Below are 20636 nucleotides of genomic sequence, written 5' to 3' on the forward strand. Positions count from 1 at the left end.
TCGGTCCTCAACCTCGCCATCGCGGCTCCCGGCCTCTACAAGGGCGTCGGGGCGTACAGCGGATGCGCTGAGACCAGCACCCCCGTCGGTCAGAGTGCGATCGAACTTGTCACAGGTACCCGCGGTGGAGCTGACATCACCAACATGTGGGGCCCGCTCGACGGTCAGGGATGGAAGGACAACGATCCGGTCCTCAACGCCGAGAAGCTCCGCGGCACCGAGCTCTACGTCTCCACCGGCTCGGGACTCCCCGGCCCACACGACACTCTCGCCAATCCCGCGATCAACGGTCAGGTCGGTGCGCTCGCCAACCAGGCGATCGTCGGCGGCGTCATCGAGGCAGCGGTCAACTACTGCACCCACAACCTCGCCTACCGCCTGAGCGATCTGAAGATCCCGGCCACCTTCGACTTCAAGCCGACCGGCACCCACTCGTGGGGCTACTGGCAGGACGATCTCCACAACTCCTGGCCGATGCTCGCTCACTCCCTGGGCGTCTGACCCGATTCGTTCTCACTCGACCCCGCTCCAGTGTTTCGGGAGCGGGGTCGAGTGCTGTCGGGAGCGAGCAGTAAGAATGGACGTATGACTTCCGATCAGCAGCCCACCACCGGCGACGACCCCTACCTCTGGCTCGAAGACGTGACCGGTGAGTCTGCACTCGATTGGGTCCGTCAGCACAATGCCGTGACCGAGGAGCAGCTCACCGACAACGAGCGCTTCGATCGACTACAGAGCGACGTGCGCGAGATCCTCGATACCGACGCGCGAATCCCCTACGTCCGCCGTCGAGGTGAGTTCCTCTACAACTTCTGGCGCGACAGCACCCACGTTCGCGGATTGTGGCGACGCACGACGTTCGATCAGTACGTCACCGACGACCCGGAATGGGACGTCCTGGTCGACCTCGACGCCCTGGCCGAGGCCGAGGGCGAGAACTGGGTCTGGAAGGGCACGCAACTTCTACGGCCACACCGCAACCGTGCATTGATCAGCCTCTCCCGCGGCGGGGCAGACGCGGCGGTCGTTCGCGAGTTCGACATCGACAAGCGCGAGTTCCTCGCTCCCGAGGGCGAGAATCCCGGCTTCTACCTTCCCGAGGCCAAGACCGACATCGACTGGATCGACACCGATACCGTCTACGTCGGAACGGATATCGGACCGGGGTCGCTCACCGATTCCGGATATCCCCGTCTGGCCCAGCGGTGGAAGCGCGGCACTCCCCTCTCCAGCGCCGAGACCGTCTACGAGGGCCAGGCCACGGACGTGGCCATCTCGGCTTCGCACGATCCGACGCCCGGGTTCGAACGGGACTTCGTCACTCGCTCGGTCGATTTCTACAACTCTCAGCATTTCGAAGTTCGCCCCGACGGTGAACTGGTGCTCGTGGACGTCCCCGAGGACGCCGGGATCTCGATTCACCACGAGTGGTTGTTGATCCGCACCAAGTCCGTGTGGGCCGTCGAGGACACCGAATATCCGACCGGCGCACTGCTTGCCATCCGTTACGACGATTTCCTTGCCGGCTCACGAGCACTGACATCGATCTTCGAACCCGACGCACATTCCTCGCTCGAGCACTACACCTGGACACGCGATCATCTGATTCTGGTGGTCCTGACCGACGTGCGCACGACGCTGCGAATCCTGACGCCGGGCGAAAACGGCTGGGAGGATCGACCTTTCGAAGGGCTTCCAGAACTGACCAGTATCGAAATTCTCGACACCGACCCTGATGTCAGCAACGAGTACTTCGTCAATTCGAGTGGATACACCTCCCCTGCAACTCTTTTGCACGGCGTGATCGGCGAAACCGAACCCACTGCCCTCAAGCAGGCTCCCGCGTTCTTCGACGCCGAGGGCATCACCACGGAGCAGTTCTTCGCCACCTCTGCCGACGGCACCCAAGTTCCGTACTTCGTGGTGCGCAGTCCGCGTAGCGAGCCCGGCCCTACCCTGCTCTACGGGTACGGCGGATTCGAGATCTCGCTGACACCGTCGTACAGCGGTTCTCTGGGCCGTGCCTGGCTGACGCAGGGCGGAACCTATGTGGTTGCGAACATTCGTGGTGGCGGCGAGTACGGACCCGGTTGGCACACACAGGTTCTCAAGGCCGGGCGCCACAAGGTGCACGAAGACTTCGCTGCCGTCGCGAGAGACCTCGTCGATCGCGGAATCACGACCCCGGATCTTCTGGCAGCTCAGGGCGGTAGCAACGGCGGCCTGCTGATGGGCATCATGCTGACCAAGTACCCCGAGCTCTTCGGCGCCATCGTCTGTCAGGTCCCGCTGCTGGACATGCGCCGATTCCATCTCCTGCTGGCCGGCGCTTCGTGGATGGCCGAATACGGTGACCCCGATGTCCCGGAGGAGTGGGCATTCATCTCGGAGTACTCGCCGTATCAGAACATCGACGCCGCCGCGTCGTACCCACCGATCCTGATCGCGACGTCCACCCGCGACGACCGCGTCCACCCCGCGCATGCCCGCAAGATGGCCGCACGGCTGGAAGAGCTGGGCAAGCCGGTGCTGTATTTCGAGAACATCGAGGGTGGCCACGGCGGCGCCGCGGACAATGCTCAGCTGGCCTTCAAGACTGCGCTGACCTACGAGTTCCTCTGGCAGAAACTCGGCTGATCTTTCAGCGGTCGCGCAACCACGCGACGACGCGCTCGCTCACAGCGGTGGGATTGCGTATCCAACCGTTGTGACCGAGTGGTTCGTCGATGTGCGTCATCGTCACTTGGGCCCCGGAGAGCTTGTCCACCAGGTTCTTTGCCGACCGGCGTGGAGCGAGATCGTCCCCTTCGATCGTGATCGACAGAACCGGCAAGGTCAGGCGGGCGATCCGCTCCTCGTAGTCGATATCCGCACCGACGGGTTCCATGCGACCGGTCCTGGCGAACCGGGCCCAATCGGTGATCAGAACTTTCGACTGTCGACCGAAGCCGCCGACGTTGACCCGGTCTCCCGGCCAGAAGCCGGCGATGTTGGCTGTCACCGACATCGCGGACGAACCCAGATAGAGTCCGGGCGCACGGATTCCGGGGAATCCGCGGTGATACGGCGATCCGGAGGCAACCAGGATCAGTCCGCCGAGCCGGCCCCGAATCCTCGACGCGTACATGACCCCGATCTGGCCGCCCATGCTGTGCCCCATCAGAAATGGTGTGCTGGCCGGAAACCGCTCACGCACCACCTCGAACGTCGCCGGACAATCGATCGAGACCAGTTCCTGATATCCGAAAACACTCGACGCGCTCGGGCGCGGTTTGCTGTCACCTTGGCCACGCAGTTCACCGATGGCCGCATTGAAGCCGGCTTCGACCAGGGCCTGCGCCACCGGATCGTAGAACCCGGCGGGAACTCCGAGCCCGGGCAACATCACCACCACGGGTGCGTCGTCGTTCGGTCCGGGAAACAGACGGATCGGGGTCACGGTGCCGTCGGGGAGTTGGATCGGTACGGTCTCCATTCAACTCACACTAACCACCCACGCCGCGGATGGGCAGAGCCCACGCGCCGACTATTCGAGGCTTCCCACGATCAGCGGATCCGGAGTACCCACGATCTCGTAATCCTTGTTGTCGTAATCGAACTGACTGAGCACGTGACGCATCGCGTTTATCCGTGCGCGTTTCTTGTCATTGCTCTTGATGACGGTCCACGGAGCGGTGTCGGTATCGGTGAACCGGATCATCTCTTCCTTCGCCGCCGTGTACGCATCCCACTTGTCCAGAGAAGCGATGTCCATCGGCGAAAGCTTCCACTGCCGCACGGGATCGACCTGTCTGATCGCGAACCGCGTGCGCTGCTCCAGCGGGGAAACCGAGAACCAGAACTTGATCAAGCTGATGCCGTCGTCGACGAGCATCTGCTCGAACAACGGCACCTGGCGCAGAAAACGCTCGTGCTCCTCGTCGGTGCAGAAGCCCATGACCCGCTCGACCCCGGCCCGGTTGTACCAAGACCGATCGAACATCACCAGTTCCCCGGCAGCCGGAAGGTGCTGCACGTAGCGCTGGAAGTACCACTGCGTCGACTCGCGGGCCGACGGCTTCTCCAGCGCCACGACGCGAGCGCCGCGAGGATTGAGGTGCTCCATGAATCGTTTGATCGTTCCGCCCTTGCCGGCAGCGTCGCGTCCTTCGAACACGATGGCGTGCCGTGCGCCGGTTTCCTTCGACCAGTTCTGCAGCTTGAGGAGTTCGATCTGCAGCAGACGCTTGGACATTTCGTACTCGTCCCGAGGCATCCGTGCCTCGTACGGGTAGCCCTCCCGCCAAGTGTCGACCTCGAAACCGTCCGGCGACGTCAGCAGCACCGGATCGTCGTCGTCATTGTCGTCGACGGTGAAGGCGGCGGTGTCGGCCAGATCGACGGCGGTCGAAAGATCCGCGAAGGCGCTGAGGAACGGTCGGCGTTCTGCTAAATCGGTCACCGCCGACAAGTTAGTCTCCCGCAGCAACCGTTCGGTGAAGCTGGGATGAACTACCGGGGTATGACACGACGGGCTCAAAAGATCAGGGTGCAGATGGGGGTCGTCCCCGATGGTGCCTGATGCGATCTCGCTTCAGAATTGAAGCATGACATTCGAAAGCAACACACCTCGCCCCTTCACCCGTTCCAACGACAAGAAAATGTTCGCCGGAGTGTGCGGCGGAATTGCAGATTACTTCGGCGCCGACGTCAATCTTGTCCGTCTACTCGCCGTTATCGCCGCTATTTGCACGGGCGGAACCGCGGCTTTGGTATATCTCGCCGCCTGGATGCTCATGCCGTTAGGTTGAGGATTCCGGCACCTGACATGGCGAGAATTACGCGCCGACAAAAGGTATTTCGGGGCCTACGCGCCAACACGAGCAGGCCCCGAAATCAACAATCTACTTGGCGGCCTTCAACTCTCCACCGCTGAGCGCAGCGAGGGCCTCGAGACCCTTGACGGCCAGGCCACTGACGCTGCCCAACCCCTGACCGATGATCGCACCGACTGAGCCGGCAGCGTCCATGACAGATCCTTCAAGCATGACGTTCTCCTTTAGATGTTCAGTGGTTCACTTGGGACGAGCAAATGACGCCGATCAGAAAACTCAGGGAACGACAGGCGGCGTAAAGCTGAGGGTGTCGAGAGATCCGAAGATTCCACCGGCGGTGTCAGCCAGTGAACCGAAGAGGTTTGCACCGACATTGTCCAATCCCAGCAGCATTGTCAGCAAAGCCTGCATCGGTGCACCGTCCCCATTCGGACCACCGAGAATATCCATCAACGAACCCATGTTCAGCTCCTCGCGTAGGTGATTCTTTTTACCGTCGGTGACGATTATCGAACCAGTCCGGCGGTAGACACTCGACGTGTCGACAGTCACATTAATCCGCGAGATAACGACTCGACACCACTACGGACAATTACCTTAATTAGGATGAATTCGACAGAAATTTCCCGAACACAAATCGTCGATTCACCACAAGTTCCGACGCAAGTTGCACTTTATCGTTCGACTACCTCACGATTTTGGTCAGAAACTGCCTGCAAAAGCGTCGTGAACCCCACCCGCAACAATTCGACGTAGTGCTCGATATCCGGCATCGTCTCTTGCGAGACGATGACATTGAGCGTCAGAGAACCTCCACGCGCGGCAATGAGGAAGTGGCGCAGAATATCTCCGTCGACCGGCGCCTGCCCGCCGAGAACTGCCACCGCCGGCGCACCTTCGAAAACATTGCCGTCGACCGATACCGGGACATTGCTGATCGTCGTGTTCTGAATGACCTTGTGCGAAGGGTCCAGCTTGTTGAGCCGACGCGAGAGACCGGTGAGTCTGAGCAGAGCCGCAGGCGAGGTTTCGATGCGTGTGCCGTAACGACGGACGGCTGGGTGCGAACTCCGCCCCTTTGCCATCAGCGCCGAATCCCTGATCAGTGTCAGCCTCTCGACCGGATCTTCGACGTCCGTGTGCAGATCGACCGTCAACAGCGCCAGTTGGTTGGCCGATTCCCATTCGGCTATCTGCCGCATCGATCGGGGAACCATCGCCGCCAACCCACTGGCCGACTTCTCGCCCTTTTCCGACAGGTATGCGTCGAGAGCACCGGCGACCACGGTCAGGAAGATGTCGTTGACCGTCACGTCCGGAACGGCCGCTCGGATCGCTTTGATGTCTGCGCCGTCCAGCGTCAGGAAATCGATCGTGATGTCTCCGCCCAGCACGCCGTTGAATCGGGTCGGTAGGCGGTCGGCCGAGTACGTAGGCAGCTCTCCGGCCTCTTCCGCCTCCCGAACCGTCTCGGCCGCAACCTTTGTCACGGACAGACCCCGGCCGAAACGGATCGCCTGGCCGGGCAAACCGACGACCGTGCGCCCGATCAAATCCAGCGACGAAAGCCCCGAACCGGCACGCTTCGTCTCCGGCTTCGGCGGACCGGAGAACAGAAGGTTGGTCAGATCGCGGATCGCCAGACCGTCACCAGCCCCGTGGTGGGTCTTGAGCATGATCAGCGTCAGATTGCCCGGCAGCTCGTCGATCCCGTGCACGCCGGTCATGACGTGCAACTCCCAGGGCGGCCGGGACAGGTCCATCGGCTCCCCGAGCGAGCGCCCGAGCAATTCACGAACCGGGGCCCACCCGGCAACAGGGGCACGATGGACGTGCACGTGATCATCGACGTCGAAATCGGCCGGGACCCAATAGGGATAGTCCAGATCCAGCGGAACTCGCTGGAGTCGACTCGTGAACAGTGGCCAGTACCCGAATCTTTCGGTGATCCACCGAACCGCGTCGTCGTGCGTCATCTCTGCGAGCGGATGGCCCGTCGTGTCGAAGAAGTAGGCGCAGACCATGTGGCTCAGATGTCCGCCGGACTCGTTGTAGACGAACTCCGCGTCTCGCGGTCCCATCTGAGATACCGCGGCTGGCAACGAGTTCCGAAAGATCATGCATTCCCCTCAATTCCGACGCTGAACGAATGTCCGAATTGTAGCGAGCTGACATGCAGATCCTCTGGGTTCTGCTCGGAATCGTTGGGTGTCACCAAATCCAGCAATCGGAGAAGGTGCCTGCGATTCCGATCGATCAGGAGGCAACCTCTTGGTTAGGTGAATCCGCAGTCTGCATCGCGGCTGCCGCTGCCAAGTCATCGAAACTTGCTCGCAGTAGTTCGATGTAATGGTGGAGATCGGGCATGGTCGCGGTATCCGCGATGACGTTGAGGGTCAGTCCCCCACCTGCTGCGGCGACCATGAAATGCCGTAGCCCATCCCCGTCGATGGGCGCTTGCACTGCAAGCACAGCCGCGCCCGGGGCGCCGGCAAGCGTCAACCCTTCGACCGAGAGTGGAATGTTACTCACCATCGTGTGCTGGTAACGCGGTCGATCGAGGCTGTGATCGTTCTGCTTGCGCGCATACGCCATCAATCTCATCAAAGGCGCGGGCGTGGTCTCGACTGCGGCCCCGGCACGCCTGACCGCGGGATGGGACGTGCGCGCCTTCTCCGACCGTGCCGAACTCGAAATGAGCGCCAACCTCTCCAATGGGGACTCGACCTGGGTGTGCATATCCACCAGCAGAGCCACCAACTGATTCGCCGACTCCCACGCTTCGACCTTACGCACCGAGCGAGGAACCATCGCGATCAAGGAATCGCTTGGCCTTTCATCCTTTTCCGTGAGGTAGCGCGTCAGAGCGCCTCCGACAACGGCGAGTAGAACGTCGTTGACAGTGGCACCGGGCACCGAATCCTTGATCTCACGGACCTGCTCCCCGGACATTGTCATCGGTTCGAGTGAGGCAGCTCCACTCACCTTGCCGTTGAATCGAATTGCAGGCCTCTCGTTGAGGCTCTCCACCCATTCTCCTGCCTTCTTCGCAGCGTCAGCATCTCTCTGAGCGCGTCGGTTGCCTGGTACCTGCCTTGCGAAGCGATATATTCGGCCGGGAAACCCCAGTAGCGACTTGGTGAATATCCTCGCTCGCACAAACGGCACAGACGGTTCGGACCCAGCCTGCTGCACCTTGCCCGAAAAGATAGCCTCGCCCAACGTCCTGATGGCGATACCGTCAGCTGCACTGTGGTGAGACTTGAGCACCACCGCCGTCAGTCGGCCCGGCAATTCTTCAAGTCCCTCCAAACCTACGAAGAAGTGCAGTTCCCACGGCGGACGGCGCAGGTCCATCTTCGTGGTCAACAACGCGCTCAACGGCTTTTGCAGCGCTGCCCATCCTGTGTCGTTGATCTTGTTGACGTACACGTGCTTTCGGACGTCGAAGTCAGGGTCTGTCACCCAGTAGGGATGGTCCAGTCCCAACGGAGTCCGTTGGACTCGTTGAGTGAACATGCGATCACATCCGAGGCGTGCGGTAACCCAGTCCACTGCCTGTTCTGCCGTGAATTCCGCGCTTGGGTGCAACGATGTCTCGAAGAAGTACACAGCGATCAGATGGTTCAGGTGACCAGCGCCCTCGTGATAGATGAATTCGGCATCGCGTGGGTTCAGCTGCGCCATCCTTGCGCCTGACGTGTTGGACGCGCCCATTGAACTCCTTGTATCGCGGCTGGTTGCCCGCACATTCGCCTGAGTGCAAAGCTTGTGACTATGAGGCCAGTGATTGCAAAACCGATGGTCCCCGAAGCCAGAGGGCTACGGGGACCAAAGTTTCAAGCAAGTGCAGGTTGTGCAGGTTCGCCTGACTGCTCCGCTACGATGCTGTCCTCGACAACCGAACAATATGATGCAGTCGCTGGAGTGATCACGGCTTTTGTGGAGGATCCTTGATGATCTTGCTTCCAGTGGAAGTGAGACCAAGCATGTTCGATACCCACGTGATCATTCCGGTTAAATAAGTTTGCAGCATGACCGATTCCGTTCTTTCTATGGCGTGGGGGAAGACGACAGCGCGTTCAAATACTTCACAAACGTGCCCACGAGATCGACCGATCCGAAATCGACGATCTTGGACAGGTAGTCCAGGAAGAGATCGAACATCTTTTCTCCTTCTCCTTTTACAGGCCGGCTACGGAGCCGAGGACCGATTGGACGCTGCCCGCCGCAGCCTCACCGAGCGCACCGCCCATGTTGAGGCTTCCGGTGATCGACACGAAGATTCCGTCAACGACCTTGACCAAGTAGAACAGTGGATCCACGAGGGATCCGACGTCAACGCTTGCGAGCGCACCTATCAAACTAGCTGTGTCCACCGTATTTCACACTCCTTGAGATTGATTTCGTTCACTGGCTAAAGCAATTCACTTCTCAGTCGACGTTCGGGAACCAGCCGAAGTCAACCGAGGCGATAAACGGGGTAAACAAAGCCATCCCGAGAATGTTTTTGATCAACCCCCCGGCCTCGCCCTCGAGAACGTCCGCAATCGATCCCAGATCCATCATTCGCTCCTGTCATCAAAAACATTGGAAGAAGAACTTGCAGGTGCCGTCAACTGAGGTCGATTGCCGAAACCAACGATCCGGTGACCCCGTCGATTCCCGGCATGAGCGAACCGGACCAGACGTTACCCAGCAGGTCGGTGAACAATGCCGCCGTTGTCTGCAGGAACATGACGATCATATTGAATCCCACGCTTTCGATTGGCCGCGAATACTCACGGAACATTTACATTGGAATGCTTGATGCAGCCCACAAAGAACCGGTCCGAGCAGCAATTAAAGAATCCCAGTCGAACGATGAAGCCGAGATCCTCCGGGGCTGGTGCCCACTTTCCGCGGCTGTGACTGACATCAAGGTAGTGCAATAGGATCCGGTTTGGGTGCTTTTTGCCCAAGAATTTCAGATGGATCTGAAACCTGTTCCATATTCGCAGGTCTAGCGTCCAAGACGCCTGAAAATCGAGCAAAATGGAATAGCAACCGGAATTTACGTCGTCCGAAAGGCTTAGTACTTGAGGGTATTCAGGACAGAATTATCCACCAAAAGAACTAGACGTATCCGCACTTCACAGGTTAGCGGAGGCGAACAATCGGGACGGAAAATATCAAACATCCTTCAACATTCGGATAGATGAAGCTTCTCGTTCCCCACCTTCTCGATACACCTGTTACGCCATGAGGTTGTCCACACACACGCGGCCATCCACAAAGTGGCTTCTGAATCCGCGTCGTCAGGCTCTTGCCGCCACAGTGCATACGTGGAAGTTGTCACAAGAAACCAGTTGCTCGAGCAGGGCACTTCGCGCAGTTCGATCTCCCGATCCACGCGGTCAGGGCGACTCCATCGAATCCTGCCGTCGGTGTACTCCACCGAAGAACCTGGATACTTCGAGCGTTGCGTCGCGGTCACACTGTGGAAGCCTGAGGCCGTCCTCAGCCATACCAGCGCAGCCTGGCTGTGGGATCTCCTGCCGGAGGAACCACTCTTCGTCGAGGCCACCGTGGCTCCCAGCGTCCGAGCAGCCAGTCCGCAGTGGGTACGGCTTCACCGACGAACAGGAGTCTCGTCGGATGAGTGGATGGGTTTACCGATCGTGCCGATCGAGCAGTGCTTCATCGACGTCGCGACCACGTTGCCACGGCCCGCACTCGAGGCCTTCTTCGACGCGGCGGTATCGACCCGAGTGCCGTGGAAGTCGATAGCCCAACTGTGTGATGCGAGCCGCGGCAGGCACGGGATCCCCGCCGTACGCGAACAACTCCGCACCTGTTGCCCGCTCACTCGTTCGGAACCGGAGCGAGCAGTCGCCCGTGCACTGACTGCGCGCAACGTTCACCTGGAGATCAACGCTCGGGTCGGACCCTACTTCGGCGATCTGGTCGACACGCGAGCCCGGGTGATCGTGGAGATCGACGGGCGCGAATTCCATACCGACCCCGCAACTTTCAACAACGATCGACGGCGTCAGAACGCACTCGTTCTCGACGGATGGATGGTGTTGCGTTACTCCGCCGCCACCGCGATGGCCCATCTCGACGCTGTGGCGGACGAAATCATCACAGTGGTCCGAAGACGCCGACACAACCGGGCGTAAGCGCGGGCGTAAACGCACACAGCATCGAGCGCGCAACGGGAAACCGCGATCGCGTCGCAGTAGTGGACAAAAATGCCCGCAAATACCTCCGCACAAGCAAAAGCCCGGCCCACCAAACGGTGGGCCGGGCTCTAGGAGCTAGGTGGAGATGGACTCAGAAGTCCATGCCGCCCATGCCGCCGGTCGGATCGCCTGCAGGCGCTCCGGCCTTCTCGGGCTTGTCAGCGACAACGGCTTCGGTCGTCAGGAACAGAGCCGCGATGGACGCTGCGTTCTGCAGTGCCGAGCGGGTGACCTTGACCGGGTCGTTGATGCCTGCAGCGAGCAGGTCGCCGTACTCGTTGGTCGCAGCGTTGAGGCCGTGACCTGCGGGCAGGTTGGAGACCTTGTCCGCAACAACGCCGGGCTCGAGGCCTGCGTTGAATGCGATCTGCTTGAGCGGAGCGGACAGTGCAACGCGAACGATGTTCGCGCCGGTTGCCTCGTCACCTTCGAGCTTGAGGTCGTCCAGTGCGGGAGCTGCCTGGAGAAGTGCAACGCCACCACCGGCGACGATGCCCTCTTCGACGGCTGCCTTTGCGTTACGCACTGCATCTTCGATGCGGTGCTTGCGCTCCTTGAGCTCGACCTCGGTAGCAGCGCCGGCCTTGATGACTGCAACGCCGCCGGCCAGCTTGGCCAGACGTTCCTGCAGCTTCTCACGGTCGTAATCCGAGTCGCTGTTCTCGATCTCGGCGCGGATCTGGCTGACACGACCGGCGATTGCGTCGGCGTCGCCGGCACCCTCGACGATGGTGGTCTCGTCCTTGGTGATGACGACCTTGCGTGCCTGGCCGAGGAGCTCGAGGCCTGCGGTCTCCAAGGAGAGTCCGACCTCTTCGCTGATGACCTCGCCACCGGTGAGGATGGCGATGTCGGCGAGCTGAGCCTTACGACGGTCACCGAAGCCGGGAGCCTTGACGGCAACAGACTTGAAGGTGCCACGGATCTTGTTGACCACGAGGGTGGAGAGAGCTTCGCCCTCGACGTCCTCGGCGATGATCAGGAGCGGCTTGCCGGACTGGATGACCTTCTCCAGCAGGGGCAGCAGGTCCTTGACCGTGGAGATCTTGGAGCTGACGAGCAGGATGTACGCGTCTTCGAGGACGGCTTCCTGACGCTCTGCATCGGTGGCGAAGTACGCCGAGATGTAGCCCTTGTCGAAGCGCATGCCCTCGGTGAGCTCGAGCTGCAGGCCGAAGGTGTTGGACTCCTCGACCGTGATGACGCCTTCCTTGCCGACCTTGTCCATAGCCTCGGCGATGAGCTCACCGATGGACGGGTCGCCGGCGGAAATACCGGCGGTAGCAGCGATCTGCTCCTTGGTGTCGATCTCCTTGGCGGTCTCGAGCAGGCGAGCTGTGACAGCCTCGACAGCCTTCTCGATGCCGCGCTTGAGGCCGAGCGGGTTCGCGCCGGCTGCGACGTTGCGCAGGCCTTCACGGACCAGAGCCTGTGCGAGAACGGTAGCGGTGGTGGTGCCGTCGCCAGCGACGTCGTCAGTCTTCTTGGCGACCTCCTTGACGAGCTCGGCGCCGATCTTCTCGTACGGGTCGTCGAGTTCGATCTCCTTGGCGATGGAAACACCATCGTTGGTGATCGTGGGGGCGCCCCACTTCTTTTCGAGAACGACGTTGCGACCCTTGGGGCCCAACGTCACCTTGACAGCGTCGGCGAGGGCGTTGAGGCCTCGCTCGAGGCCACGACGTGCCTCTTCGTCGAACGCGATGATCTTTGCCATTGCGAAGTGATCCTCCGGATAGGGGGTGACACACAAGGTGACCGCTCGTCGGGTCACCTCATCGGCACAAGGCGACCGTTTGACCAGTCACCTCATTACACGGGCGACCGATTTGCCTGGTCACCCATCTACGCCTGTGGTCTAGTCAGTGCCCGCGACGGACGACCGGGGGTGTCTATGGTTCCCGGTCTCACTGCCTCGACCTGGCACTCACGGTTCGCGAGTGCCAACTGCATTTTTAGCACTCGAGCGTGCCGAGTGCAAGGTTGAGCCTCAGCCCGCGATGCAGAACTGTCCGTTACTCAAATTGACCGCAAACGAGAGCACTCCGACGCAGTCGACGCCATTGGCATCGGCCGTAGCGCCCGCTCCGTAACCAGCGATGGCGAAGGTGACATTTCCGTCAGCCGCCCCGGCCCGCGCGATACCGCCGCCGAGCGCAAATGCCTGCGCCTGACCGTTACCGCGAGAAGCCCCCAGCGCGGTTCCGAAGCCGTTTGCATATGAATTGGAGTAGCCGTTGTCGGCGGCGACGCTCACAGCGGTACCGCTCTCGGCAGCACCGGCCTGCGAACGGCCGGCTCCGACGGACTGCGCGCCGCAGCTCGCGGTCTCGGAGACCTGGATGTCATTGGCCGACGGCGGCGAGACACACGTGACGGGGGCTGCCGAAGCAGCTCCCGCACCGGTCAGCGCCAGCCCGGCGGCGAGCCCCATACCTACAGTCATCACAGCCCCTGTTCTCGCCAGGCGGCCCCCCAACCGACTACTGGAAATTCCGCTGACTCGAGAGGATGAGCGACGGAACCAGACTGACGAGATCAAGGGCATAGAAAACTCCTTCGTGGAACAAGTTCATTGGATTCGGGCGCGAGAGTACCCGCTCGAGTGAAGTCCGTCACCCCCGCCTGGTCAAGCCTCGAGGACGACCCCGAGAAGGGCCGGAAGATCCGCGACCGAATCGATGACATGATCAGGCTTCTGAACCGACAGATCGAGCACTGTTTGCCGAAACTTGCCTGTGCGCACCAGAACTCCGGTCAAGCCGACTCGTTGTGAGGAGAGGACGTCCCCGATCAGATCGTCGCCGACCATCACCGTCGCCTCAGGTTCGACATGCATCAGCTCCGTGGCTGTCAGGAACCCCGTGAGAGACGGTTTACCCACTGCGGCGATATTTACACCTGCCACTTCCTCGAAGCCCGGCAAGTACGTTCCGGTGTCGATCCGAAGGCCGTCTACGGTCTCCCACATCATCCCGCGGTGCATCGCGACGACGGGCACACCGGCGAGCAGAAGTTCGAGCACTCGGCTCAGCGCCTCGTGAGTGAACTCCGGGCCGGCACCGCCGAGAATCACGACCTCCGGATCGGCGTCGTCGAATTCGATTCCCTCGAGATCGGCAGACACGTCACCGTGATTGAGGACCCACGCCCGCGCGTCCGGATACGTCGCCCGCACGTACTCCCCTGTGAGCCTGGCGGCAGTAACTATCTGGCTCGCCTCGACCTCGATACCGGCGTCGCACAACCCCTGCGCGATGAGCGACGAACTGCGCGAAGTGGTGTTGGTCAGAAACCCACAGGCCAATCCCCGCCGCCGAACTTCGCGTACGGCTTCCCCTGCTCCCTCGATCGGCTGCCAGGACGTGAGCAGGACTCCGTCGATATCGAACAGAACACCTTCGATGTCGGCCATTGCACCAGCCTATATTCGCCATCGAGGTCCTGCCGAGGCGTCGGAACCCGAAATCCGTCGATCGCTCAGTAGGCTCCCACCCATGGACCTGCGCGACGACGACCTATTCTCCGTTGCCGGTTCTCTGGCCGAATTGCTCGGCGCTCCCGTCACGATCGAGGACGAGAACTCGACTGTCCTCGCGTACTCCGGCGGCGAGCAGGCCGTGGACGAAGCCCGCATCGGCACGATCCTCGGCCGGCAGGTACCCAGCCGATTCCGCCAATTACTCTCCGACGCAGGAGTATTCGATCGTCTCCACCGAGAGAGCGACCCAATCTACGTTGATCTCGAAGACCCTGCGATCACGCCGCGCCTGGTCATCGCAGTTCGCGAGAACGATCACCCCGTCGGCTCGATCTGGGTCGCACTCGCCGGAACACCGACGCCCACACAGGAATCGATACTTCGATCCGCGGTATCTGTCGTGGCCGAGAGAATCGCCTCGGAGCGTGACCGGGTCGACAGCACACGCCGTCGCCAATCCCAGCGCGTCCAAGCTCTGATCGGCGGTGGCGAACCCGCATTCCGCGCCGCAGACGACTTGCGGTTGGCAGGCCCGCTCACCGTCGTCGCCGTCGGAACCGTTGCGGGACCACTGCCGGCGGGGTTGGTCGCGTCCTTGAGCTTGTACCTCGACACTCTGGCCGTCGACGCCGTTGCCGCTCAACTGTCCGAGACCATCTACCTTGTCATCGCGACCGACGAGACCAACGCTCGCCGATTGTCCGCCGACTTCCTCACCCGCGCCCGTGGCCGCGAATTCCTGGCAGTGGCCGTCGGTCGGACAGTGAAGTCTGCAAGCGAATCACATCTTTCGCGCTCGGACACCGACCATGTTCTCGGAGCGCTTCGTCATGGCCGGTCCGGCGGAACCGTCGCGGGAATGAGGGACACGTTGGCCTCCGTTCTCGCCCTGCACGTCGCCGACATCATCGACGGACTCGGCGACTCCACACCACTCGGAAGCCTCGAACGTCACGACTCTCAGCACGGCAGCGATCTGGTCGCGACGGCAAAGGCCTTTCTCGAGCACGGCGGTGACGTGGCGAATTCTTCTGCCGCACTGCATGTTCACCCCAACACGCTCCGCAACCGCCTGCGTCGAGGCAAGGAGATGTGCGGCGTCGACCTGACCGACGCCGACACCCGCTTGATTCTGATGCTGCAGTTCAAACTCGCTCGCTGAGCAGGCGCGGCGGTGCGTTGTGCGAATCCACAACGAGGTAGCTCCGACGATGGCCGAACGGCCAGTCCTTTTGCCGCCCCCGCGATTCATGCTTGAGAGAAGAGCCGGATGTGACCGGCGTCTCGGTTCGAGCAGAGTCTGTAGAAGGAGTGCGTCATGGGAACTCGTCAGAGCCCCGATCGTGTGGTCGTGGTCGGTGCGGGCGTTGTCGGATTGTCGACGGCCTGGTTCTTGCAGGAACGTGGAGTCGAGGTCACCGTCGTCGATCGCGACGGGGTCGCAGCCGACGCGAGCTGGGGCAACGCCGGTTGGCTTGCCCCCGCATTGACGCTTCCGCTGCCCGAACCCGCAGTGCTCCAATACGGCTTGCGCGCGATGCTCAGCCCGTCGTCCCCGGTGTACGTGCCACTGACCACCGATCTGAAGCTGATTCGGTTCCTGGTCGGGTTCGCGCGCCACTGCACGCCGTCGAAGTGGCAGGAAGCGATGTCGGTCTACACCGAGGTCAACCGAACAGCCTTGGGCGCGTATGACGAACTCGCCGACGGTGGCGTCAAAGAGCTGACCCGCCTGGCCGATCCTTTCCTCGCCGCGTTTGCATCCGAGAAGGACCGACAGACTTTGGTGGACGAGTTCCATCACGTCGAGGCCGCGGGCGGCGAGGTCGACTTCGACCTCCTCGACTACGACGCGATTCATTCGCTCGAGCCTTCACTCGGCCAGGGTGTGAAAGCCGGTTTGCGCCTGCGCAATCAGCGTTTCATCGATCCCCCGTTGTTCGTGAACTCGTTGGCGGACGCGGTTCGTGAACGCGGTGGAGAAATCGTCAGCGGTTTCGACGTCACGCAGATCGACGATCGGGTCGGCGGAGTCACTGTTCGCAGTGCACACGGTGATTCACGCGACGGTGACTCCGTAGTCATCTCGAGCGGTGCCCGCTTGAACAAGCTCGCAGCACCGTTCGGTGTGCGCAAACTGGTGCAGGCCGGACGCGGATACAGCTTCAGCGTCAAGCCCGAGCACCTCCCCAAGAACCCTGTGTATTTCCCCACCCAGCGCGTCGCATGCACTCCGTTGCACGATCGCTTCCGAGTGGCCGGAATGATGGAATTCCGCAGCCCTGACGCGCCGCTGGATCCGCGCCGCGTGCAGGCGATCATCGATGCGGCCAAGCCGATGCTCAGCGGCATCGACTGGACTGCGCGGGAAGAGGAATGGGTGGGATCACGACCGTGCACTACCGACGGCTTGCCGTTGATCGGAGCCACGCGCTCGCCGCGCGTGCACGTCGCCGGTGGCCACGGGATGTGGGGAATCGCTCTGGGTCCGTTGACGGGAAAGATGGTGGCCGACTCGATGACCGGTGCTCAGACGCCGACCGTCATGAGTCACTTCGATCCGCTGCGCTGACAGCCGGTTTCACCCACTTGTAGTACGCGCCCGTCAGCAGAACCAGCCATCCGGCGCCGACGAGCAGCGCAACTCGGGTATCGGCGATGACGCCGAGCAACACGATGACAAAAGCCAGGAACACGATCGCGAAGATCTGACCGTACGGCCACAGCGGCACTGGAAACTTCAGTGCCGCTGTTTCGTCTGCACTCATCTGAGCGCGGGAACGGAACTGCGAGAGCAGGATCATGATCCAGACGAAAATGGTGGCGAAGGTCGCCAGCGAGGCGATGACGAGGAACACCTGGTCCGGGATCAGGTAGTTGAGCACTACTCCCACCAACAGGGCAACGGTCATGATGACAACGGTCATCCACGGAACACCGTTGGCGGAGACTCTCTTCATCACCTGCGGGGCCTGGCCGGCATGCGACATTCCGAACATCATGCGACCCGCACCGAAAACGTCGCTGTTGATGGCTGACAGGGCTGCGGTGATGACGACGATGTTGAGGATCGATGCGGCCGTTCCCAATCCGAGGTTCTCGAAGATCTGGACGAACGGGCTGTTGTCGGAGTTGATGGTCTGCCACGGAATGATCGCCATGATGACGGCGAGGGTGCAGATGTAGAAGAGAATGATGCGCACCGGGACCGTGTTGACGGCTTTCCTGATGGTCTGCGCCGGATCCTCGGCTTCGCCCGCGGTGATACCGATGATCTCGGTGCCACCGAACGCGAACATGACGATCGCGAAACACGCGACGAATCCGCCGAAGCCCGTCGCGAAGAACCCGCCGTCCGACCAGAGGTGGCTGATTCCGGCATCGGTGTCGTGAACGCCGAATCCGAACACGATGATCGCGATGCCGCCGGCGATCATCGCGATGATGGCGGTGATCTTCACGAGCGTGAACCAGAATTCCAGTTCGCCGAACACCTTGACGCTCAACAGGTTTATCGCGCCGATGAAGAAGACGACAGCCAGAACCCAGATCCATCTCGGTACGTCCGGGAACCAGAACTGCATGTACAGGCCGAAGGCGGTGACGTCGGCGAGGCACACGATCACCATCTCGAACGTGTACGTCCACCCGGTCATGAAACCGGCGAGTGGTCCGAGGTGCTTGTTCGCGTACTCGCTGAACGAACCGGAAACCGGGTTACGGACCGCCATCTCGCCGAGCGCTCGCAACACCAGGTAGACCGCGATACCGCCGATCAGGTAGGCCAGGAGCACCGACGGGCCGGCTCGTTTGATGGCCTCGGCGCTGCCGTAGAACAGTCCGGTTCCGATGGCTGATCCGAGGGCGATGAAGCGGATATGGCGCGCTGTCAGCCCTCGCTTGAGGCCATCCTGCGTCGCGGCGTCGCTGTTCACTTCTCGGTACTCCAGTCGGATGGATCGTCATACGTGCGCGAACCATTGTCCGCTACCACCGCGCGTGTTCCCGCACGACCCTGTTGGACGGCCGTACAGTGACCTGACACACATGGTCCATTGACGGATCGCTTACGATCGACAAAAGTGTTTGTAACTTTACGTAGCATCAACTCGACTGGAGAGACTGTGTCCAACACCCTCGAAGCAAGCATCGACATCGACGCATCACCGCAGGACGTGTGGGCAATCGTCGCCGACCTGCAGCGCATGGGCGAATGGAGCCCCCAGTGCAAGGTGATGAAGGTAATCGGCGGGACCGTGCGTGAGGGCGCCAAGACGATCAACGTCAACCGCAAGGGCCTGCTGGTCTGGCCGACGTCGTCGAAGGTCGTTCGCTTCGAGCCCAACAAGTCGGTGGCGTTCCGCATCGCGGAGAACCGCACGATCTGGTCCTACGAACTCGAGCCGACCGCTACCGGCACCAAAGTGACCGAGCGTCGCGAGGCTCCCACCGGAACGTCGAAGGTCTCGCAGTTCCTCGTCAAGACCGTCCTGGGCGGAAACGCCGACTTCGAGGTCGAGCTCGTTGAAGGCATGAATGCCACCTTGAAGCGTGTGAAGAGCGAGGCCGAGGCGGCTGCACGCACCTCTGCTTGACCCTCGACCTGGTCGAGGCATCAGGATCCGTTCCATGGATCCCGTGATGACACAGATAGCGCAGGCACAAGAATTGGCGAGCTCCGGCGATCGAGCCGGGGCTCGCTCTGCGTTCGAGAAGGTGTGGGAAGAGATCAGCGCCGCCCCCGATGCGCTCCACATCGTCTCCCTCGCGCACTACATGGCCGACGTTCAAGACGATCCGGCTCAAGAGCTCTGCTGGGACCTGCGCGCCCTCGACGCTGCAGATTCGTTGACCGACGCGCGAGCCCAGGAACACCACGCATCGCTGCAGGTCGCCGGTTTCTATCCATCGCTGCACCTCAACCTGGCTGCCGACTACCGCAAACTCGTACGCGACGCCGAGGCCGTCGAGCATCTGACGAAGGCCGAGGCGTCGGTCGGCACACTCGCCGACGACGGTTACGGCCGGATGATCAGGGGCGCTATCGAGCGACTGCGGGCAGAATTGATCCGTGACCACTAGTTCCGCCCTCTTGACGATCGGCGAGATGTCCAGGGCGTCGGCACTCCCGATCAGCGCGCTGCGGTTCTACGACAAGGAAGGCGTGCTCGTCCCGCATTCCGTCGATCCGCACACCGGTTACCGCTGGTACACCGACGACCAACTCCGCGACGCACGCGTGATCGCCGGTATGCGGCGCGTCGGTGTTCCGATCCGCGACATGATGGCCGTCCTGACCGGACCGGAACCCCATTCGTGCCTCGACGCCCATCTGCGCAACCTCGAGGACGGTCTCGCCGACGCCCGGGCCGAACTGGGACGAATCCACCGCCTGATCGACGCGCTACCTATCTCCGGCGGCGTGGACATCGACTCGTGGGATCTACGACGCGCACTCGACGCCGTGCTGTTCGCCGTGAACGAGGAATCGGAGTTCCCGATACTTCGCGGCGTCCACCTCGACATTCACGACGGCGTCGCTGCGTTTGTCACCACTGATCAGTTCCGGCTCGCGGTCGCCGAGGTGACAGTTCACTCCGCTCTGACGGTGTCCGCCGTCGTTCCCGTCACCTTCGCGCGATTGTTGCGCGACGTCGCCGGCGTCGTGACGCTGACTTTCTCCGCGCGCACGGTGACTGCGTCGTATCCGGGAGGTGAGGTGTCCAGCCCCCTGATCGAGGACGGAGAGTTCCCCGATCACCGAATCCTGCGCGAGCACCACAACGCCGTCGAACTGAGCGGCGACCACCTTGCCGCCCTGCTCAACGGCACCGAGGACAGTGCCGTCGTCAGCGTCGGCGAAGACGGTGGTGCCCGGGTGGATCCGGGCGGAACGGATCCCCGTGAGAAGTTCCGAGTACTGGTCGACCGGCAGCGACTGCGCGACGCCGCCGCAGCCCAACCGGGGCGGCAACTGGTGATCCGAGTAAGCGGTGCGACGCTCCCGCTGGCGATACGCACCGGCGACTGTGTCGGGTACTACTCGTACTTGATGCCACTACAGCCTGTAGGAGAGAAGGCGTTCACGTAATCTATGGATGCTCTACCACCCCGTAC

General features: G+C 61.6%; 22 protein-coding genes. 9 read left to right on the forward strand and 13 right to left on the reverse strand.

Going from position 1 to position 20636, the window contains the following annotated elements; genetic code table 11:
• Positions 1-501: alpha/beta hydrolase-fold protein (locus tag ATN37_RS06645; protein ID WP_256933182.1), on the forward strand; the 501-nt coding region annotated here is incomplete at its 5' end.
• An 84-nt stretch (positions 502-585) separates the two neighbouring features.
• Complete coding sequence (locus ATN37_RS06650) at positions 586-2637, forward strand: prolyl oligopeptidase family protein (RefSeq protein WP_218694936.1); 2052 nt, start codon at positions 586-588, stop codon at positions 2635-2637.
• A 4-nt stretch (positions 2638-2641) separates the two neighbouring features.
• Here the strand turns inward: ATN37_RS06650 and ATN37_RS06655 are convergent, their stop codons facing one another.
• Positions 2642-3475 carry an alpha/beta fold hydrolase gene (locus ATN37_RS06655; protein WP_020906717.1) on the reverse strand — a complete coding sequence of 278 codons (834 nt, stop codon included), beginning with the start codon at positions 3473-3475 and terminating at the stop codon, positions 2642-2644.
• A 51-nt stretch (positions 3476-3526) separates the two neighbouring features.
• Positions 3527-4441, reverse strand: a complete 915-nt coding sequence (gene ppk2, locus ATN37_RS06660; protein ID WP_037129644.1) for a polyphosphate kinase 2 — start codon at positions 4439-4441, stop codon at positions 3527-3529.
• Positions 4442-4586: 145 nt separating this feature from the next.
• Between ppk2 and ATN37_RS06665 the strand changes: the two genes are divergently transcribed.
• Entirely contained in the window at positions 4587-4790 is a 204-nt protein-coding gene (locus tag ATN37_RS06665; protein ID WP_003941534.1) for a PspC domain-containing protein, read from the forward strand.
• 93 nt (positions 4791-4883) lie between these two features.
• Here the strand turns inward: ATN37_RS06665 and ATN37_RS06670 are convergent, their stop codons facing one another.
• The 7 genes from ATN37_RS06670 to ATN37_RS06695 all read right to left on the reverse strand — a co-directional run bounded on the left by ATN37_RS06670 (position 4884) and on the right by ATN37_RS06695 (position 9573).
• Positions 4884-5027 (reverse strand): hypothetical protein, encoded by a 144-nt coding sequence (locus ATN37_RS06670; protein WP_003941503.1) that lies wholly within the window; start codon positions 5025-5027, stop codon positions 4884-4886.
• A 63-nt stretch (positions 5028-5090) separates the two neighbouring features.
• On the reverse strand, positions 5091-5276 hold the full coding sequence (locus ATN37_RS06675; RefSeq protein WP_223304379.1) for a hypothetical protein: 186 nt from the start codon (positions 5274-5276) through the stop codon (positions 5091-5093).
• A gap of 212 nt (positions 5277-5488) precedes the next feature.
• Positions 5489-6934 (reverse strand): wax ester/triacylglycerol synthase domain-containing protein, encoded by a 1446-nt coding sequence (locus tag ATN37_RS06680; protein WP_054781531.1) that lies wholly within the window; start codon positions 6932-6934, stop codon positions 5489-5491.
• Positions 6935-7070: 136 nt separating this feature from the next.
• Positions 7071-8531: a wax ester/triacylglycerol synthase domain-containing protein gene (locus tag ATN37_RS06685; protein ID WP_058038503.1), complete on the reverse strand. Its 1461-nt coding sequence runs from the start codon at positions 8529-8531 to the stop codon at positions 7071-7073.
• A 467-nt stretch (positions 8532-8998) separates the two neighbouring features.
• Positions 8999-9193 (reverse strand): hypothetical protein, encoded by a 195-nt coding sequence (locus ATN37_RS06690; protein WP_031331808.1) that lies wholly within the window; start codon positions 9191-9193, stop codon positions 8999-9001.
• Between the two features lie 55 nt (positions 9194-9248).
• A complete protein-coding gene (locus ATN37_RS32425; protein WP_003941467.1) occupies positions 9249-9380 on the reverse strand; it encodes a hypothetical protein in 132 nt (43 codons plus the stop codon).
• Between the two features lie 49 nt (positions 9381-9429).
• Positions 9430-9573 carry a hypothetical protein gene (locus tag ATN37_RS06695; RefSeq protein WP_153212751.1) on the reverse strand — a complete coding sequence of 48 codons (144 nt, stop codon included), beginning with the start codon at positions 9571-9573 and terminating at the stop codon, positions 9430-9432.
• Between the two features lie 565 nt (positions 9574-10138).
• Here ATN37_RS06695 and ATN37_RS06700 point away from each other — a divergent pair.
• Positions 10139-10975 carry a DUF559 domain-containing protein gene (locus ATN37_RS06700; protein ID WP_054781533.1) on the forward strand — a complete coding sequence of 279 codons (837 nt, stop codon included), beginning with the start codon at positions 10139-10141 and terminating at the stop codon, positions 10973-10975.
• A gap of 154 nt (positions 10976-11129) precedes the next feature.
• Here the strand turns inward: ATN37_RS06700 and groL are convergent, their stop codons facing one another.
• The 3 genes from groL to ATN37_RS06715 all read right to left on the reverse strand — a co-directional run bounded on the left by groL (position 11130) and on the right by ATN37_RS06715 (position 14453).
• Positions 11130-12755 (reverse strand): chaperonin GroEL, encoded by a 1626-nt coding sequence (gene groL, locus ATN37_RS06705; RefSeq protein ID WP_003941476.1) that lies wholly within the window; start codon positions 12753-12755, stop codon positions 11130-11132.
• Positions 12756-13028: 273 nt separating this feature from the next.
• On the reverse strand, positions 13029-13586 hold the full coding sequence (locus ATN37_RS06710) for a DUF6764 family protein (protein WP_019744475.1): 558 nt from the start codon (positions 13584-13586) through the stop codon (positions 13029-13031).
• Between the two features lie 81 nt (positions 13587-13667).
• Positions 13668-14453 carry an HAD-IIA family hydrolase gene (locus ATN37_RS06715; protein WP_020906711.1) on the reverse strand — a complete coding sequence of 262 codons (786 nt, stop codon included), beginning with the start codon at positions 14451-14453 and terminating at the stop codon, positions 13668-13670.
• An 82-nt stretch (positions 14454-14535) separates the two neighbouring features.
• On the opposite strand from ATN37_RS06715, the gene ATN37_RS06720 reads away from it, so the two are divergent.
• Together ATN37_RS06720 and ATN37_RS06725 are read left to right on the forward strand one after the other, a co-directional pair.
• Complete coding sequence (locus tag ATN37_RS06720; RefSeq protein WP_003941492.1) at positions 14536-15681, forward strand: CdaR family transcriptional regulator; 1146 nt, start codon at positions 14536-14538, stop codon at positions 15679-15681.
• Positions 15682-15837: 156 nt separating this feature from the next.
• Complete coding sequence (locus ATN37_RS06725; RefSeq protein ID WP_042926583.1) at positions 15838-17091, forward strand: FAD-binding oxidoreductase; 1254 nt, start codon at positions 15838-15840, stop codon at positions 17089-17091.
• On the opposite strand, the gene ATN37_RS06730 is transcribed toward ATN37_RS06725, so the two are convergent.
• Positions 17063-18454, reverse strand: a complete 1392-nt coding sequence (locus tag ATN37_RS06730; RefSeq protein ID WP_021333985.1) for an amino acid permease — start codon at positions 18452-18454, stop codon at positions 17063-17065. The two genes, ATN37_RS06725 and ATN37_RS06730, sit on opposite strands and share 29 nt — an antisense overlap.
• A 189-nt stretch (positions 18455-18643) precedes the next feature.
• Between ATN37_RS06730 and ATN37_RS06735 the strand changes: the two genes are divergently transcribed.
• The 3 genes from ATN37_RS06735 to ATN37_RS06745 are packed head-to-tail and all read left to right on the forward strand — an operon-like array spanning position 18644 to position 20610.
• Positions 18644-19114, forward strand: a complete 471-nt coding sequence (locus tag ATN37_RS06735) for an SRPBCC family protein (protein ID WP_003941500.1) — start codon at positions 18644-18646, stop codon at positions 19112-19114.
• Between the two features lie 34 nt (positions 19115-19148).
• Positions 19149-19601 (forward strand): hypothetical protein, encoded by a 453-nt coding sequence (locus ATN37_RS06740; RefSeq protein WP_218694937.1) that lies wholly within the window; start codon positions 19149-19151, stop codon positions 19599-19601.
• The gene (locus ATN37_RS06745) at positions 19591-20610 is read left to right on the forward strand and encodes a MerR family DNA-binding transcriptional regulator (RefSeq protein ID WP_042450437.1); all 1020 of its coding nucleotides are present in this window, start codon (positions 19591-19593) and stop codon (positions 20608-20610) included. The genes ATN37_RS06740 and ATN37_RS06745 overlap by 11 nt, the downstream gene beginning before the upstream one ends.
• Positions 20611-20636: the final 26 nt, after the last annotated feature.

Source organism: Rhodococcus sp. MH15 (assembly GCF_019266045.1).
Lineage (GTDB): Bacteria > Actinomycetota > Actinomycetes > Mycobacteriales > Mycobacteriaceae > Rhodococcus_F > Rhodococcus_F qingshengii.